General features: G+C 64.8%; 15 protein-coding genes. 7 read left to right on the forward strand and 8 right to left on the reverse strand.

The genetic code is table 11. The features are described 5' to 3' along the window. Nucleotides 1–14: 14 nt before the first annotated feature. From rfbA to ACN0RJ_RS00905, 5 genes are all read right to left on the reverse strand, one after another. Entirely contained in the window at nt 15–884 is an 870-nt protein-coding gene (gene rfbA, locus ACN0RJ_RS00885) for a glucose-1-phosphate thymidylyltransferase RfbA (RefSeq protein WP_417723126.1), read from the reverse strand. Then, nucleotides 881–1,735: a dTDP-4-dehydrorhamnose reductase gene (rfbD, locus tag ACN0RJ_RS00890; RefSeq protein WP_417723127.1), complete on the reverse strand. Its 855-nt coding sequence runs from the start codon at nt 1,733–1,735 to the stop codon at nt 881–883. Before rfbD ends, rfbA begins: the two co-directional genes overlap by 4 nt. Next, nucleotides 1,732–2,772 (reverse strand): dTDP-glucose 4,6-dehydratase, encoded by a 1,041-nt coding sequence (gene rfbB / locus ACN0RJ_RS00895; protein ID WP_417723128.1) that lies wholly within the window; start codon nt 2,770–2,772, stop codon nt 1,732–1,734. Before rfbB ends, rfbD begins: the two co-directional genes overlap by 4 nt. Nucleotides 2,773–2,776: 4 nt before the next feature. Next, entirely contained in the window at nt 2,777–3,340 is a 564-nt protein-coding gene (rfbC, locus tag ACN0RJ_RS00900; RefSeq protein WP_417723129.1) for a dTDP-4-dehydrorhamnose 3,5-epimerase, read from the reverse strand. Between the two features lie 99 nt (nt 3,341–3,439). Further along, nucleotides 3,440–4,426, reverse strand: coding sequence for a 2-hydroxyacid dehydrogenase (locus ACN0RJ_RS00905; RefSeq protein WP_417723130.1), 987 nt, complete (start codon nt 4,424–4,426; stop codon nt 3,440–3,442). Between the two features lie 105 nt (nt 4,427–4,531). Here ACN0RJ_RS00905 and ACN0RJ_RS00910 point away from each other — a divergent pair, with 105 nt between their 5' ends. Next, complete coding sequence (locus ACN0RJ_RS00910; RefSeq protein ID WP_417723131.1) at nt 4,532–5,035, forward strand: SH3 domain-containing protein; 504 nt, start codon at nt 4,532–4,534, stop codon at nt 5,033–5,035. Nucleotides 5,036–5,062: 27 nt separating this feature from the next. On the opposite strand, the gene ACN0RJ_RS00915 is transcribed toward ACN0RJ_RS00910, so the two are convergent. The 3 genes from ACN0RJ_RS00915 to ubiE form a co-directional block, all read right to left on the reverse strand. Further along, nucleotides 5,063–6,130 (reverse strand): Hint domain-containing protein, encoded by a 1,068-nt coding sequence (locus ACN0RJ_RS00915; RefSeq protein ID WP_417723132.1) that lies wholly within the window; start codon nt 6,128–6,130, stop codon nt 5,063–5,065. Between the two features lie 281 nt (nt 6,131–6,411). Next, nucleotides 6,412–7,944: a 2-polyprenylphenol 6-hydroxylase gene (gene ubiB / locus ACN0RJ_RS00920; RefSeq protein ID WP_417723133.1), complete on the reverse strand. Its 1,533-nt coding sequence runs from the start codon at nt 7,942–7,944 to the stop codon at nt 6,412–6,414. A gap of 1 nt (nt 7,945) precedes the next feature. Continuing rightward, complete coding sequence (gene ubiE, locus ACN0RJ_RS00925) at nt 7,946–8,698, reverse strand: bifunctional demethylmenaquinone methyltransferase/2-methoxy-6-polyprenyl-1,4-benzoquinol methylase UbiE (protein WP_417723134.1); 753 nt, start codon at nt 8,696–8,698, stop codon at nt 7,946–7,948. A gap of 160 nt (nt 8,699–8,858) precedes the next feature. Here ubiE and mutM point away from each other — a divergent pair, with 160 nt between their 5' ends. From mutM to recF, 6 genes are all read left to right on the forward strand, one after another. Then, complete coding sequence (mutM, locus tag ACN0RJ_RS00930) at nt 8,859–9,710, forward strand: bifunctional DNA-formamidopyrimidine glycosylase/DNA-(apurinic or apyrimidinic site) lyase (protein ID WP_417723135.1); 852 nt, start codon at nt 8,859–8,861, stop codon at nt 9,708–9,710. Between the two features lie 63 nt (nt 9,711–9,773). Continuing rightward, entirely contained in the window at nt 9,774–10,550 is a 777-nt protein-coding gene (locus ACN0RJ_RS00935; RefSeq protein WP_417723136.1) for an enoyl-CoA hydratase, read from the forward strand. A gap of 199 nt (nt 10,551–10,749) precedes the next feature. Continuing rightward, the gene (gene rpsT / locus ACN0RJ_RS00940) at nt 10,750–11,013 is read left to right on the forward strand and encodes a 30S ribosomal protein S20 (RefSeq protein WP_417723137.1); all 264 of its coding nucleotides are present in this window, start codon (nt 10,750–10,752) and stop codon (nt 11,011–11,013) included. Nucleotides 11,014–11,526: 513 nt separating this feature from the next. After that, the gene (gene dnaA / locus ACN0RJ_RS00945; RefSeq protein WP_417723138.1) at nt 11,527–12,876 is read left to right on the forward strand and encodes a chromosomal replication initiator protein DnaA; all 1,350 of its coding nucleotides are present in this window, start codon (nt 11,527–11,529) and stop codon (nt 12,874–12,876) included. A gap of 151 nt (nt 12,877–13,027) precedes the next feature. Beyond that, entirely contained in the window at nt 13,028–14,146 is a 1,119-nt protein-coding gene (gene dnaN, locus ACN0RJ_RS00950; protein ID WP_417723139.1) for a DNA polymerase III subunit beta, read from the forward strand. Between the two features lie 43 nt (nt 14,147–14,189). Next, nucleotides 14,190–15,296, forward strand: a complete 1,107-nt coding sequence (gene recF, locus ACN0RJ_RS00955) for a DNA replication/repair protein RecF (RefSeq protein ID WP_417723140.1) — start codon at nt 14,190–14,192, stop codon at nt 15,294–15,296. Nucleotides 15,297–15,345: the final 49 nt, after the last annotated feature.

Below are 15,345 nucleotides of genomic sequence, written 5' to 3' on the forward strand. Positions count from 1 at the left end.
ACTTCCTGACGTGGTCACAGAAGTCCCTTGAGGTAGGCGCCATATTTGTTCTTGCGATATCGCTCGGCCTGCTCCGCAAGTTCATCGCGTCCGATCCAACCCTGCTGGAAGGCGATCTCTTCCGGACAGCCGGTCTGCAGCCCCTGACGGTTTTCGAGGGTGCGGACGAAATTCCCGGCATCGAGAAGGCTTCCGTGCGTCCCGGTGTCGAGCCAGGCATAGCCCCGCCCCATGCGCTGTACGTGCAGGGTGCCGTCGGCAAGGTAGCTTTCGAGCAGGGTGGTGATCTCGAGCTCTCCGCGATGGGACGGCTTCACGTCCCTGGCACGCCGGGGCGCGGTGCCGTCGACGAAGTAAAGCCCCGTGACCGCGTGGTTCGAGGGCGGCACGTCGGGCTTTTCGATGATCGCCTTGACCGTACCGTCGGCATTGTAGGCCACGACACCGTAGCGTTCCGGGTCCGCGACCTGGTAACCAAAGACCGTGGCCCCGCTTTTCTGTGTATCCGCCGCCTTGAGAAGCTCGGGCAGGCCGTGGCCGAAGAAGATGTTGTCGCCGAGAACCAGGCTCGACGGCGCGCCGTCGAGAAAGTCTTCGGCCAGGATGAAGGCCTGGGCAAGGCCGTCCGGCGACGGCTGCTCGATATAGGTAAAGCTGAGGCCCCATTGCGATCCGTCGCCCAGAAGGCGGATGAACTGGTCCTTGTCCTCGGGCGTGGTGATGACCGCGATCTCTCGCATTCCGCCCAACATCAGCACCGAAATCGGGTAGTAGATCATCGGCTTGTCGTAGATCGGAAGAAGCTGCTTCGATACGCCCATGGTGATCGGGTAAAGCCGAGTGCCGGATCCGCCGGCGAGAATGATGCCCTTGCGTTCGGTCATGCTCTTGCTGCCTTCAGTTCGCTCAGAATGTCCCGCAGTCCGACGCGCCAGTCCGGCCGGTCCGTGCCGAAGGCCGCCTTGGTCGCGCTGTTGTCCATCCGCGAATTCTGCGGGCGGCGGGCCGGGGTGGGGTAGTCGGAGGACGGGATATCCGCGACCTCGCATGTGATTCCGGACTGCGAGAAAATTTCCCGCGCGAAATCCGCCCAGCTGACGTCGGGCCCGCCGGAAATGTGGTAGGTGCCGGACTTCGCCGGATCATCGGCAAGCGCCCGCGCCGCGACGAGGCAGAGATCGGCGATATCGGCGGCCGGAGTCGGGCCGCCGATCTGATCCGCGACGATGGTCAGGCGGTCGCGCTCGGCCCCGAGGCGCAGCATGGTCTTGACGAAATTGTTGCCATGGGCCGACACCACCCAACTGGTGCGGAAGATGGCATGGGTGCCCCCAGCCGCGCGCACGGCCTCTTCGCCGGCCAGCTTGGTCCGCCCGTAGGCGCCGAGCGGGGCGGTGGGGTGATCGGCGGCAAAGGGTTGGTCGCCGCTGCCGTCGAACACGTAGTCGGTCGAGATATGGACGAAGGGAATGCCGAGCCGGGCGCAAGCCGCGGCCATCTCGCCCGGCGCGGTTCCGTTCACGGCCAGCGCGGTTTCCTCGTCGCTCTCGGCCTTGTCCACGGCGGTATAGGCGGCGGCATTGATGACGGCACCCGGAGCGTGATCGACGATCGCCCGCGCACAGGCGGCCGCGTCGGTCAGATCGGCCTCGTCCCTGCCGAGAGCGATGACATCGGCCTTTCGACGCAGCTCGGTCGCAACCTGGCCGGATTTCCCGAATACGAGAATCTTCATGCCTTGACCCCCAGCCGTTCGCCGACTCCGGCGCGGTCCTGCAGGGCGCGCCACCAGTCTTCGTTGTCCAGATACCATTGCACGGTCTTTTCGAGACCTTCCTCGACCGTGACCGAGGGGCGCCAGCCCAGTTCGTCCCGGATGCGCGACGGGTCGATGGCATACCGCAGGTCGTGGCCGGGTCGGTCGGTCACGTAGGAAATCTGTTCGGCATAGGCCTGATTGCCGGGGCGCTTTTCGTCGAGAATGGTGCAGATTGTCTGCACGATGTCGATGTTGCGCATCTCGTTCTCGCCGCCGATGTTGTAGCTGCGGCCGAGCTTGCCCTTTTCCACCACCAGCAGCAGCGCGTCGGCGTGATCCTCGACATAGAGCCAGTCGCGTACGTTCAGCCCCTGCCCGTAGACCGGGATCGGCGCCCCGGCGAGCGCCTTGAGAATGACCACGGGGATCAGCTTTTCCGGGAAGTGGAAGGGCCCGTAATTGTTGGAACAATTGGTCATCACGACCGGCAGGCCGTAGGTCTCGTGCCAGGCGCGGACGAGGTGGTCCGAGGCAGCTTTGGACGCGGAATAGGGCGAATTGGGGGCATAGGGCGTGTCTTCGGTGAACTGCCCGGTGTCGCCGAGGGTGCCGAACACCTCGTCGGTCGAGATATGATGGAAACGGAAGCCCGCAGGCTTGCCCTCGGCCACCCAATAGGCGCGGGCCGCCTCCAGCATGTTGTAGGTGCCGTTGATGTTGGTTTCGATGAAATCGCCGGGTCCGTCGATGGAGCGGTCCACGTGGCTTTCGGCGGCGAGGTGCATCACCACGTCGGGCCGGTGCGCGGCAAAGACCCTGTCGAGCACGGCCCGGTCGCGGATGTCGGCCTGTTCGAAGGCATAGAGCGGGCTGTCCGCGACGCTCGCCACGTTGTCGAGGCAGGCCGCGTAGGTCAGCGCGTCGACGTTCACCACCGCGTGGCCGCGCGTGACGGCAAGCCGCACCACGGCCGAACCGATGAACCCCGCACCGCCGGTCACCAGGATCTTCATGGGCTTATCCTTCGAAAACGAACGGGCTGTCGAACCCGGCCAGCACCGGCGCCTTGGCGTCCTTTTCGGACAGCACGGGTTCGACCCCGTCCAGCGCCCATTCGATGCCGATGTCGGGGCAGTCGAACCGCACCGCACCGTCGCATTCGGGGGCATAGTAGTCCGAGCACTTGTAGATGATCTCGGTATCCGGTTCGCGCGTCACGAAGCCGTGCAGGAACCCGGCGGGGATCAGAAGCTGGCGGCCGTTCTCGAAGCTCAGCTCTTCACCGATCCACTGACCGAAGGTGGGCGAACCCTTGCGGATGTCCACGGCGACATCGAAAAGACGTCCCTTGCCGCAGCGCACCAGCTTGTCCTGCGCATGGGGCGGCGCCTGGAAATGCAGGCCGCGCACCGTGCCGACCCGGGCGCTCAGCGAATGGTTGTCCTGAACCCAGTCGAACTGCAGCCCGGCCGCCTCCATCGCCTTCCGGCTCCAGCTTTCCGAGAAAAACCCGCGGTCGTCGCCAAATCGTTTGGGGGTGATGATCTTCACCCCGGCGAGCTTGGTATCTTCAATCAGCAAATCTTCGGTTCCTCGCATACGGCTCGCGCCTGCTTAGCAACAGCGGGACCGGGTGTCATCCGGCCCCGGCAGGAAAAGCGGACAATCGCGCCCGCCGCGTCACAGCATCGAGGGAACGACCTGGTCCGGCGGGCGGTGCCCGTCCGCGAAGGTCTTGACGTTGATGATGACCTTTTCGCCCATCTCGACCCGCCCCTCCATGGTGGCGGATCCCATGTGCGGCAGCATCACGACGTTCGCCATGTTCACGAGCTCCGGGTTGCCCTTGATGCCGTGCTGGTAGACGTCCAGCCCGGCGCCCGCGATCTCGCCCGCCTTGAGCATCCGGGTGAGGGCATTCTCGTCGATGACCTCGCCGCGGGAGGTGTTGATCAGCACCGCGCTCGGCTTCAGCAGCTTGAGACGGCGGGCGTTCAGCAGGTGGAAGGTCGACGGCGTATGCGGGCAATTGACCGAGATCACGTCCATCCGCGCGACCATCTGATCGAGGCTTTCCCACCAGGTCGATTCCAGCGCGCCCTCGACCTCGGGACGCAGGCGGCGGCGATTGTGGTAGTGGATCTGCATGCCGAAGGCGCGGGCCCTCCGCGCGACGGCCTGTCCGATCCGCCCCATACCGAGAATGCCGAGCCGCTTCCCGCCGAGTCGGGAACCGAGGAACGCGGTGGGCGCCCAGCCCTGCCATTCGCCGGACTGCATCACCGACAGGCCTTCCTGCATCCGGCGGGTGACCGCCAGCATCAGCCCCATGACCATGTCGGCGGTGTCGTCGGTCATCGCGCCGGGCGTGTTGGACACCAGAATGCCCCGCCTGCGCGCGGTTTCCACGTCGATGTGATCGACGCCAGCGCCGAAATTGGCGATCAGCTTCAGACGATTGCCGGCCTGCCCGATCAGCCCGGCGTCGATCTGGTCGGTGATGGTGGGCACGAGGACATCGGCATCCGCCATCGCCGCGGCAAGCTCCGGTCGCGACATCGGCGTGTCGTCGTCGCGCAGCCTGACATCGAACAATTCCGTCAGACGGGTTTCGACCACGTCCGGCAGGCGTCGCGTAACGACAACACTCAGGCGATTATTCGGCATCGCGACCTCCCCTCGCTTCCTTTCGGCTCTCGGCCCGGGCACAGTGGATCATGTGCGGACGGGGCACAAGAACCCCGCCGGAAAATCACGGGCAGGATGCGGGCAATGATCTGGAAAGCACTGTGTGCGGGGCTGATGGTGATCCTCACGACGGGATCCGTGGCATCGGCATCCGACGAGGAACGAGGCGCGGTCACGAACCTGCCGCTGCCGCGGTTCGTTTCGATGAAGGCCAACGAAGGCAACGTGCGGCGCGGACCGTCGCTGACCCACAGGATCGACTGGATCTATACCCGGCGCGACATGCCGCTGGAGATCACGGCAGAGCACGGCCACTGGCGCCGGGTGCGCGACCGCGACGGTGCCGGCGGCTGGGTGCATTATTCGCTGTTGTCCGGTGTGCGGACGGTTCTGGTGGAACGGGACATGCTGGAACTGCACGACAGGTCCGATGCCAACTCCCCGGTGTCCGCCAAGCTGGCGCTCGGGGTGATCGCCCGGCTCGGGGATTGCACGAAGGACTGGTGCGAATTGTCGGCGGGCGGCTACGAGGGCTGGGCGCCCAAGACAACCGTCTGGGGCGTCGAGCCGGACGAACTTCGCGACTGAGGGTAATCGGGTTCGGGAAGCGGCCGGTCAGGCCGCTTCGTGGCGCAGGATGGCCGCCTCGGAGGACGACAGGTTGCGTCGCGCGTGGCCGCCGTAGCTGTCCGGATTGACCCCGACCTGCGGCAGCAGCGCGAACAGCCGATCGCGGTCGGTTTCCCCGATGGTGCTGAGTTCGGTGTTCTTCGGGTGAAAGCTTTCGGTTCCGATCCCGTTCGCGAACAGCACCTCGTGGCGCGGAAGCAGCAGGTGGACATAGGTCACTTCGCGCACCGAGACATCCCGCGTGACGGTGGTGCCGTTCACCAGATCCTTGGCCGCGACCAGCACCTCTCCGGTATTGAACAGGGCGCGCGCCACCGGTCCGGTGATCAGCATCCGGTGCTCCGGAGACACGAGGAATTCCTCGTCCGGGCGCTTCAGCCCGAAGGCGTCCGAGCATATGCGGATCGGGCGCAGCTTCGGCATCGCGAAAAGCCGCGCTCCCGTCATGCGGCGGCTGCCGATCCAGCGGATTTCCTGGGCGCCGTTGTCCTTGGTCTGGACCATGTCGCCTTCGCGCAGATCCTGCACGCGGACCTGCGTGCCGTCCGGCGTCAGGATGCGCGTGCCCGGCGTGAAGCAGATCACGCCGCCGGCCTGTTCGGCGGTGACACGGTCGATCTCGGGCTTGATGGAGTGATGCACGACCCAGAGATCGACATTCCGCGGAGGCATCTCGTTCAGGAACATCAACAGGGGATGCGCCCCGCCCTGCACCTCGATGAGGGTCACGGTGTAGCTGACCCGGCCGTCGGTGACGACAAAGTTCTCGTCCGTCATCGGATGCGCGACCTCGACCTCGTCAAGCCGGGTCGTATTGCGGATTGCCGCTCCTGCCAACCGGCGGACCATCTTTGCCGCGCGGCGTCGAATGTTCGCGTCGCCATCAGCCTGGTGCAGTTCAAGAAGCCCGCCGGGCCCGTCCACCCTGACCGTCTCGCCGCACCATGACCATGCGGTCCCCACCTGCAGGGACGAAGGCGGTGCTGCCTCGAGACCGTCGATGCTTGTCTGCGACCAGGATATGACGAACGTGCCCCGAAAGCCCGTTCCCATCTGCCTGTCTGCCTGCTCGTTAGAAATCTTTTTATTAGGAACTGGTTAACAAAACTCACGTTAAGTTCATAGGTTTACTTTGAGGAAAACCTTGCGCCGGCAGATGTAGCGCCAAGACCCGTGGCACAATGGCAACATCTGTGGTCCCTCGGCGCATCTGGCGGTCATACACGCTAGACATACAATATAATAACAAGTTTCGCGTCATGCGTGTGTCCGGCAACAACGGCGCTCATCGATTCGAGTCGGCCGAAGACCCACCGCCACACGAACCCCCGGGATCAGGCGAGTGAAAGCCAGCAGGCCAGCGCGGCAGCGCCCAGCACCGCTCCGGCGCCGGCCCAGGCTGCGCGGGACAGCCATGTCGGCCCCGGACGCGGCGCGGGATCTCTCGATTGGTCGATCAGCGCGGCTTCGACGAGGCCGGGAAGGCGGGGGCCGAAGCGGCCGAGGATCATCGCGGTCTTGGAAAGGTCGCGCAGCATGGCGCGGGGCCCGATGGAGGTCTTGATGTAATCCTCCACGACGGGATGCGCGACGTGCCAGATGTTCATGTGGGGATTGAGCGACCGCGCCACGCCTTCGACCACGACCATGGTCCGTTGCAGCAGGATCAGCTCTGTCCGCGTTCTCATGCCGAACCGCTCGGTGACTTCGAACAGGTAGGACAGGAGACGGGCCATCGAGATGCGGGTCGCATCCATGCCGAAGATCGGCTCGCCCACGGCCCGCAGCGCGCGCGCGAATTCGGCGACGTCGCGGTCGGCTGGCACGTATCCCGCTTCGAAATGCACCTCGGCGACGCGGCGGTAATCCCGGCGGATGAACCCGTAGAGGATCTCGGCGTAGACGCGGCGCGTGTATTCGTCGATCTGCCCCATGATCCCGAAATCATAGGCGATGATGTCGCCGTTGGCAGCGACCTTGAGGTTGCCCTGATGCATGTCGGCATGGAAGAAACCGTCGCGCAAGGCGTGGTTCAGGAACAGCTGCAGGACACGTTCGCTCAGCGCGACGCGGTCGTGACCGGCGGCATCCAGCGCCTCGTTGTCCCCAAGCGGAAGACCCTCCGCCCAGCTCATCGTCATCACCCGCCGACCGGAGAGGCCCCAGACGACCTCCGGCAGTTGAAAGCCGGAATCGCCGACCGTGTTCGCGGAAAATTCGCTGGCCGAGGCGCTTTCGAGGCGCAGGTCCAATTCGCCCATCACCACGCCTTCGAAATGCGCGATGACGTCGCGCGGGCGCAGGCGCCGCGAGGCGGGAGAGAGAATTTCGATCACCCCGGCAGAGAAGTAGAAGGCGTCGATATCCTTGCGGAAGGCGCGTTCGATCCCGGGCCTCAGCACCTTGACCGCGACGATCCTGTCGGTGTCGCGCAGCACCGCCTTGTGGACCTGCGCGATGGACGCGGCCGCGACGGGTTCGCTGAACTCGGAAAACAGCGCATCGACCGGCATGCCGAGCTCGGATTCCACCTGTTCCTTGGCGGCTTCGACCGAGAACGGCGGAAGCCGATCCTGAAGAACGCGCAGTTGCTGGGCCAGTTCGTCACCCACCACGTCAGGACGTGTCGAGAGCACCTGTCCGAACTTGATGTAGGCCGGACCGAGGGCCGTCAGCGCACGGGTGGCGGGCGGCATGGTCGGATCGCCCTCGTATCCCAACCACTTGAACGGCCAGGCCAGGGTGCGGGCGGCGATCCGCAGGGAACGGGGCGCATCGAAAGCGTCGAGAACGACCCCCATCGCGCCGGTCCGTTCCAGCGTCGCGCCGGTCCGGATCAGGCGCCAGATATTGTGCGGACCCTTCATGTCAGAGCTTCCAGCCGGAGTGCAGGCAGGCAATCCCCATGCTCAGGTTCCGGTACTTGGCATTGCCGAACCCCGCCGCGCGGACCATCCCGAGAAAGGTTTCCTGATCCGGGAATTTGCGGATCGATTCCACAAGGTACTGGTAGCTGTCGCGGTCCTGCGCGATCACCTGCCCCATGCGCGGAATGATATTGAAGGAATAAAGATCGTAGACCTTCTGCATGAGCTCGTTCGGGATCTGGCTGAACTCCAGAACCATCAGGCGACCGCCGGGGCGCAGCACGCGGAAGGCTTCGTTCAGCGCCTCCTGCGGGCGGGTCACGTTCCTGATGCCGAAGGAGATCGTGTAGACGTCGAAACTGTTGTCGGGAAAGGGCAGTGCCATCGCGTCGCCCACCACCCAGTCGAGGCTGTCCGCCATGGCGTCCGCCTCGGCGCGCTTGCGGCCTTCGATGAGCATGGGTTCGGTCAGGTCGAGGACGGTCGCATGGCCCGCGCCCGCGCGCTTCAGGAAGCGGAACGAGATGTCGCCGGTGCCGCCCGCAACGTCGAGCAGCCGCTGGCCGCGGCGCGGGGCGAGCCAGTCCATCATCGCATCCTTCCAGATGCGGTGGATCCCGAAGGACATGGCGTCGTTCATCACATCGTATTTCGACGCCACGGACCCGAAGACGCCGCGCACGCGCCCGGCCTTTTCGCTCTCCGGGATGTCGGTGAAGCCGAAATGCGTGGTCTTGTCCGTATGGTCCGCCATTGAGCCTTTGCCCCTGTCGTGGTCGATGCACCTTATAGAGCGTCAGGCCCGGGCTGCAATGTGGCGCGATGCGCCAGGCGGCGGCAAGGCCCGAAGGCCGGGACTGTTTACCCCGGCCCCGGAATGACTACATAACCCTGCCGTCCGCCGGAGAGCCGCCATGCCAGAATTGCCCGAAGTCGAAACCGTCCTTGCGGGCCTGCACCCGGTGATGGAGGGCGTCCGCATCGCGCGCGCCGCGATCAACCGCCCCGATCTGCGCTGGCCCTTCCCCGAACGGATGGCGGAACGCCTGACGGGAAAGACGGTTCTGCGGTTGCGGCGGCGCTCCAAGTACATCCTGGCGGATCTCGACAGCGCCGAGACCCTGCTGATCCATCTGGGCATGTCGGGGCGGATGCTGGTCTCCGGCGATGCGCTGGGACGGTTCGTGCATGACCACCCCGCGCCGGAGAAACACGACCACGTCGTGTTCGACATGGAGGGCGGGGCACGCATCACCTTCAACGACCCGCGCCGGTTCGGGGCGATGGACCTGATGGCGACGGATGCGGCAGGGACGCACCCGCTTCTTGCCGCGCTCGGACCCGAACCCCTCGGGAACGATTTTCACGAAGCGCACCTGGTCGACGCCCTGCGCGGGCGGTCGATGCCGGTGAAATCGGCGCTTCTCGATCAGAAAATCGTCGCGGGGCTGGGCAATATCTACGTCTGCGAGGCGCTGTTCCGTTGCGGCATTCACCCGGGACGCCGCGTCAACCGGATCTCGGAAGCGCGCATCGCGGCGCTGGTTCCGGTGATCCGCGAGGTCCTGCGGGAGGCCATCGCAGCGGGTGGATCGTCGCTGCGGGATTTCCGGCAAGCCGATGGCGAGCTTGGATATTTCCAGCACAGTTTCGACGTATACGGGCGTGAAGGCCAGCCCTGCCGCACCCCGGATTGCACGAACACCGTGCACCGGATCGTCCAGTCCGGGCGCTCTTCGTTCTACTGTCCGGGCTGTCAAAGATAACTTGATCGCCGTGCCCAAGCTGGTATGGCTGCACGTTGACGCAAACGACTGGAGCCAGAAGTCATGGCCTTTGAGACGATCATCGTCGAAGTAGAGGACCACGTCGCCACCATCACCCTGAACCGCCCGGATGCGCTCAATGCGCTCAACAGCCGCCTGCTGAGCGAGCTGGCGCAGGCGTTCGGCGAGGTTGATGCGAACGACAAGGTGCGCTGCATCATCCTGACCGGATCGGCCAAGGCCTTTGCCGCCGGGGCCGACATCAAGGAGATGTCGGAAAAGAGCTTCGTGGACATGTTCCTCGGAGATTTCTTCGAACCCGCGACAGAGGCGGTGTCGAAGGTGCGCAAGCCCGTCATCGCGGCCGTGTCCGGCTACGCGCTGGGCGGCGGTTGCGAGCTTGCGATGATGTGCGATTTCATCATCTGCGCCGACAATGCCAAATTCGGTCAGCCCGAAATCAATCTCGGCGTGATCGCCGGGATCGGCGGAACACAGCGCCTGACCCGTTTCGTGGGCAAGTCCAAGTCGATGGACATGCACCTGACCGGGCGCTTCATGGATGCCGAAGAAGCCGAGCGCGCCGGGCTTGTCAGCCGCGTCGTGCCGGCCAAGCAGCTCATGGAAGAGGCGCAGCAGGCCGCCGCCAAGATCGCGGAGAAATCCCTGCTCGCGTCGATTGCCGCGAAACAGGCCGTCAACCGCGCCTACGAGACGACCCTCACCGAGGGTATCCTGTTCGAACGTCGCCTGTTCCATTCGCTGTTCGCGACCGAGGACCAGAAGGAAGGCATGGCAGCCTTCCAGGAAAAGCGCACCGCGCAATTCCGCGACCGCTGACACCTCTCCGGCGGGCCGAAGATCCCTTCTGGTCCGCCGGTGGCACGTCAAGGCTTTTCAAACCTTGCAAAGGCCTGTATAGGCCGCCGCTACATGCGCGTGAAGCCCGCTCAGGCAAGAATCGGTTCCGACCAATGGGTCCGGACTCTGAGTGCCATTGCGCGCCGAGTTTTGAACACAGACCCAAGGACCGATCATCATGGCAAATTCGCCCCAGTCCAAGAAACGCGCTCGTCAGAACGAGAAGCGCTTCGCCCTCAACAAGGCCCGCCGTTCGCGGATCCGCACCTTCCTCCGCAAGGTCGAAGAAGCGATCGCATCCGGCGACAAGGACGCAGCGGCAACCGCTCTGCGCGTCGCACAGCCCGAGCTGATGCGCGGCGTGACCAAGGGCGTCGTCCACAAGAACACCGCCGCTCGCAAGATGTCGCGCCTGTCGTCGCGCGTTAAGGCGCTTGGCTGAAAAGCCACAGTGGCATAGTTGTTAATCGGAAGGCGCCACCATATGTGGCGCCTTTTTCTATTTCTCCAACCATATATTCCCGTCCGAGATTCTTTTCGCGTTTTCCCGGAGTCAAGAATGAAGTTCGGTTGCCGGGGTTCGCGGAAGGTTGGTAATTTCACCGAGCGAGTCACATCGCTTGGGGGGACAGGCAAACGGATCGGCACCACGCATTTTGTGGGCGTCTCTCCGAGGCTTTGACGGTCTGCTGCGGATCGCCGAGTTGGGGTGAAAACCCTGCCAGTCCAAAGACATGTTGCGCTACCGCGCCAGGCATTTTTGATCCTTTCCGGCATCGGAAGGGCACGTATGCCTGTGCGGATAGCCTACTGGAACGGGAAACCGGTCCGGCCCGTGCCGCTGCGGTACGGGAAAGCATGCTCTGTCTCCGGGCACGGGACCCGTCGGGCGCCTCAGGCGGGTGCCTGCTTAAACGGTGATGGTGTGCACTGGTCATAACGGAGCGGGGACAGAATGACACAGGAACAATGGGGCGCGTTGCAGGACAGGCTGAGTGATACGATCGGGGAAAACAACTACAAGGCCTGGATCAAACCACTCGAATACAACGGCGTGGAAGATGATGGCGTTGCCGTCTTTCTCGTGCCGACCAACTTCATCGGCACTTACGTGTCGCAGAATTTCGGCGACCTTCTGCTGTCGCATCTGACGAGCGTGGACGGACAGGTCCGCCGGCTTCAGTTTCGGGTCGCGAACAACCAGCGCCCGGCCACGGCACGGCCGAAACCCGCGCCGCAGCCGCCCGCCGCACAGGGAGACCTGCTGCCGGGCGCGCCGCTGGACGGGCGATTCACCTTCGACAGCTTCGTTGTCGGCAAGCCGAACGAGCTGGCCCATGCCGCCGCGCGTCGTGTCGGCGAGGGCGGCACCGTCACCTTCAACCCGCTGTTCCTCTATGGTGGTGTCGGCCTCGGCAAGACCCACCTCATGCACGCCATCGCCTGGGAACTGCGCACCCGCCGCCCCGATCTGAACGTTCTCTATCTCTCGGCCGAACAGTTCATGTACCGCTTCGTGCAGGCGCTGCGCGAGCGCAAGATGATGGACTTCAAGGAGCTGTTCCGCTCGGTCGACGTGCTGATGGTCGATGACGTCCAGTTCATCGCCGGCAAGGATTCCACCCAGGAGGAGTTCTTTCACACCTTCAACGCGCTGGTGGATCAGAACAAGCAGATCATCATCTCCGCCGACCGCGCGCCGGACGAGATCAAGGATCTCGAAAACCGCATCCGGTCACGGCTGCAATCCGGCCTCGTGGTCGATCTGCACCCGACCGATTACGAACTGCGCCTGGGCATCCTTCAGAGCAAGGTGCAGAACTACCGCACGCAGTACCCGTCGCTGCAGCTCGAGGACAATATCCTCGAATTCCTGGCGCATCGCATCTCTACCAACGTCCGCGTGCTCGAAGGCGCGCTGACCCGCCTCTTTGCCTTCGCCTCGCTGGTCGGCCAGCCGATCACCATGGAGCTGACGCAGGATTGCCTCGCCGATGTGCTGCGCGCCTCGGACCGCAAGATCTCGATCGAGGAGATCCAGCGCAAGGTGGCCGAGCACTACAACATCCGCCTCTCCGACCTGATCGGTCCGAAGCGGGTGCGCAATTTCGCCCGGCCCCGCCAGGTTGCCATGTATTTGTGCAAGCAACTCACGTCGCGCTCCCTGCCCGAGATCGGTCGCCGGTTCGGCGGGCGCGACCACACCACGGTGATGCACGGGGTCAAGCGGATCGAGGAGCTGCGCGGGCAGGACAGCCAGATTGCCGACGACGTGGAATTGCTGCGCCGGGCGCTCGAAGCCTGAGTCCTCGGGACAACAAATGCCGTCGGGGCCGCATTGCGCGGCCCCCTGCCCTTGACGATGCGGGAAAAGTCCCGGATCAATCGCGGAAACAGGGTTGGAGAGGTCGCGGCATGACGCTAGTCTGCGCCTCCGGCCAGCGGAGGGTGTGGGGATGAAATTCAGTATTGAACGCGCGGCATTGCTCAAGGCCGTCAGCCAGGCGCAATCGGTGGTCGAGCGCCGGAACACGATACCGATCCTCGCCAATGTCCTGATCGAGGCCGAAGGCGAGACCGCCAGTTTCCGCGCAACGGATCTGGATATCGAGGTGCTCGACAAGACGCTTGCCCAGGTCGAACGCGCAGGCGCCACGACGGTATCGGCGGTGACGCTGCACGAAATCGTCCGAAAGCTGCCGGACGGCGCCTTGGTCCAGTTGTCGGAAGACGGCGCGTCCGGGCGGCTGACCGTCGCCGCGGGCCGGTCGACCTTCAGCCTGGCCACGCTGCCCAAGGAAGACTTTCCGGTCATGGCGAGTTCGGAATATTCCGCGAACTTCACCGCCAAGGCCGAAGTGCTGCGCCGCCTGTTCGACAAGTCCAAGTTCGCGATCTCGACCGAAGAGACGCGCTATTACCTGAACGGCGTCTACATGCACGTGTCCGACAGCGAAGACGGCCGGGTCCTGCGCTGCGTGGCGACCGACGGTCACCGTCTGGCCCGGATCGACGCGCCGCTTCCGCCGAGCGCCGAGGCGATGCCCGGCGTGATCGTGCCGCGCAAGACCGTGGGCGAACTGCGCAAGCTTCTGGACGAGGACGAGATGGATATCGCGGTGTCGGTGTCCGAAACCAAGGTGCGCTTTGCGACGCCGGACATCACCCTCACGTCCAAGGTGATCGACGGCACTTTCCCGGATTATTCCCGCGTCATTCCCACCGGGAACACCCGTCGGCTCGAGGTGGACGCCAGCGAATTCGCCAAGGCGGTGGATCGCGTGGCGACGGTGTCCTCGGAACGCTCGCGCGCGGTCAAGCTGCAACTGGACGAGGATCGGCTGATCCTGTCGGTGAACGCGCCCGACAGCGGTGCCGCCGAGGAAGAACTGGCCGTCGCCTATGCGGACGAGCCGCTGGAGATCGGGTTCAACGCGAAGTACCTGCTGGAAATCGCCAGCCAGGTCGATCGCGAGAACGCGGTGTTCATGTTCAATTCCTCCGGCGATCCGACCCTGATGCGCGAAGGCACCGACACCAGCGCGGTCTACGTCGTGATGCCGATGCGCGTGTGACCCGCGGGGCCGCGATTTTTCGTCGAAAAATCGGAGCCCTCCGGTGACGTCGCTCTACCTGTCCTCGCTGACCCTGTCGCACTTCCGCTCGCACAAGCGCGCGGTGGTGGAGCTTGACGCGCGCCCGGTCGCGATTCACGGCCCCAATGGCGCGGGCAAGACCAATCTCATCGAAGCGGTTTCGCTGTTCTCCCCCGGTCGCGGCATGCGCCGCGCCTCGGCGCGCGAGATGACGCGCCGGCCCGAAGCGTTGGGCTGGAAGGTGTCCGGCCTTCTCCTGGGGCCCGACGGGCCGCACGACATCGACTTCCGCTCCGACGAGGGCGCGGCGCGCGACGTTCGGATCGACGGCAAGCCCGCGCCCCAGACGGCGCTGGGCCGCGCAGCGCGGGTGCTGTGGCTCGTCCCGTCGATGGACCGTCTCTGGATCGAGGCGCCGGAGGGGCGGCGGCGCTTTCTCGACCGCATGGCGCTCAGTTTCTTTCCGGATCATGCCGAGGCCACGCTCGGTTACGAAAAGGCGATGCGAGAGCGCAACCGGCTGCTGAAGGACCAGATCCGCGACGCACACTGGTATGCGGCGCTGGAGGGCCAGATGGCGCAGGCCGGCGCCGCGCTCCAGCAGAACCGCAAGGACACGCTTGCGCGCCTGTCACAAGCGCAGGAGGGGGCGGAAACCGCCTTTCCGGTGGCGGATCTCGAACTGATCTCGACCGAGGCTGACATCCCCGCCTCCGCCGCCGATCTCGCCGAGGCACTGGCCGAGAGCCGGTTCCGCGACATGGCCGCCGGGCGCACGCTTGTCGGCCCCCACCGCGCCGATCTGTTCGGAACCTTCGCAGCCAAGGGCGTGCCCGCCTCCGACTGCTCGACCGGCGAGCAAAAGGCCCTGCTGATCTCGCTCATCCTGGCCAATGCCCGCGCGCTGGCGGAGGACGTCGGCGCACCGCCCATCCTGCTGCTCGACGAAATCGCCGCGCACCTCGATTCCGCCCGCCGCGCGGCGCTCTATGACGAGATCTGCGCGCTGCGGGCACAGGCCTGGATGACCGGCACCGGAGCCGAGTTGTTCGCCGATCTCGGCACGCGCGCGCAGTACCTCGAGGTCACCGAACGGGACGGCCAATCATTCGTTGAAAAGACCTCCTGAAGACACCAAATCTTGTGTCACCGGCGTGACAATCCCCGCGTTTGCCCGT

The organism is Salipiger sp., from assembly GCF_048261495.1.
Taxonomy (GTDB): domain Bacteria; phylum Pseudomonadota; class Alphaproteobacteria; order Rhodobacterales; family Rhodobacteraceae; genus Salipiger.

What these genes read in the sequence shown, in the direction of transcription:
- rfbA (WP_417723126.1), bottom strand. Translation starts at nt 884, where the DNA reads ATGACCGAACGCAAGGGCATCATTCTCGCCGGCGGATCCGGCACTCGG.
- rfbD (WP_417723127.1), bottom strand. Translation starts at nt 1,735, where the DNA reads ATGAAGATTCTCGTATTCGGGAAATCCGGCCAGGTTGCGACCGAGCTG.
- rfbB (WP_417723128.1), bottom strand. Translation starts at nt 2,772, where the DNA reads ATGAAGATCCTGGTGACCGGCGGTGCGGGGTTCATCGGTTCGGCCGTG.
- ACN0RJ_RS00905 (WP_417723130.1), bottom strand. Translation starts at nt 4,426, where the DNA reads ATGCCGAATAATCGCCTGAGTGTTGTCGTTACGCGACGCCTGCCGGAC.
- ACN0RJ_RS00910 (WP_417723131.1), top strand. Translation starts at nt 4,532, where the DNA reads ATGATCTGGAAAGCACTGTGTGCGGGGCTGATGGTGATCCTCACGACG.
- ACN0RJ_RS00915 (WP_417723132.1), bottom strand. Translation starts at nt 6,130, where the DNA reads ATGGGAACGGGCTTTCGGGGCACGTTCGTCATATCCTGGTCGCAGACA.
- ubiB (WP_417723133.1), bottom strand. Translation starts at nt 7,944, where the DNA reads ATGAAGGGTCCGCACAATATCTGGCGCCTGATCCGGACCGGCGCGACG.
- ubiE (WP_417723134.1), bottom strand. Translation starts at nt 8,698, where the DNA reads ATGGCGGACCATACGGACAAGACCACGCATTTCGGCTTCACCGACATC.
- mutM (WP_417723135.1), top strand. Translation starts at nt 8,859, where the DNA reads ATGCCAGAATTGCCCGAAGTCGAAACCGTCCTTGCGGGCCTGCACCCG.
- ACN0RJ_RS00935 (WP_417723136.1), top strand. Translation starts at nt 9,774, where the DNA reads ATGGCCTTTGAGACGATCATCGTCGAAGTAGAGGACCACGTCGCCACC.
- rpsT (WP_417723137.1), top strand. Translation starts at nt 10,750, where the DNA reads ATGGCAAATTCGCCCCAGTCCAAGAAACGCGCTCGTCAGAACGAGAAG.
- dnaA (WP_417723138.1), top strand. Translation starts at nt 11,527, where the DNA reads ATGACACAGGAACAATGGGGCGCGTTGCAGGACAGGCTGAGTGATACG.
- dnaN (WP_417723139.1), top strand. Translation starts at nt 13,028, where the DNA reads ATGAAATTCAGTATTGAACGCGCGGCATTGCTCAAGGCCGTCAGCCAG.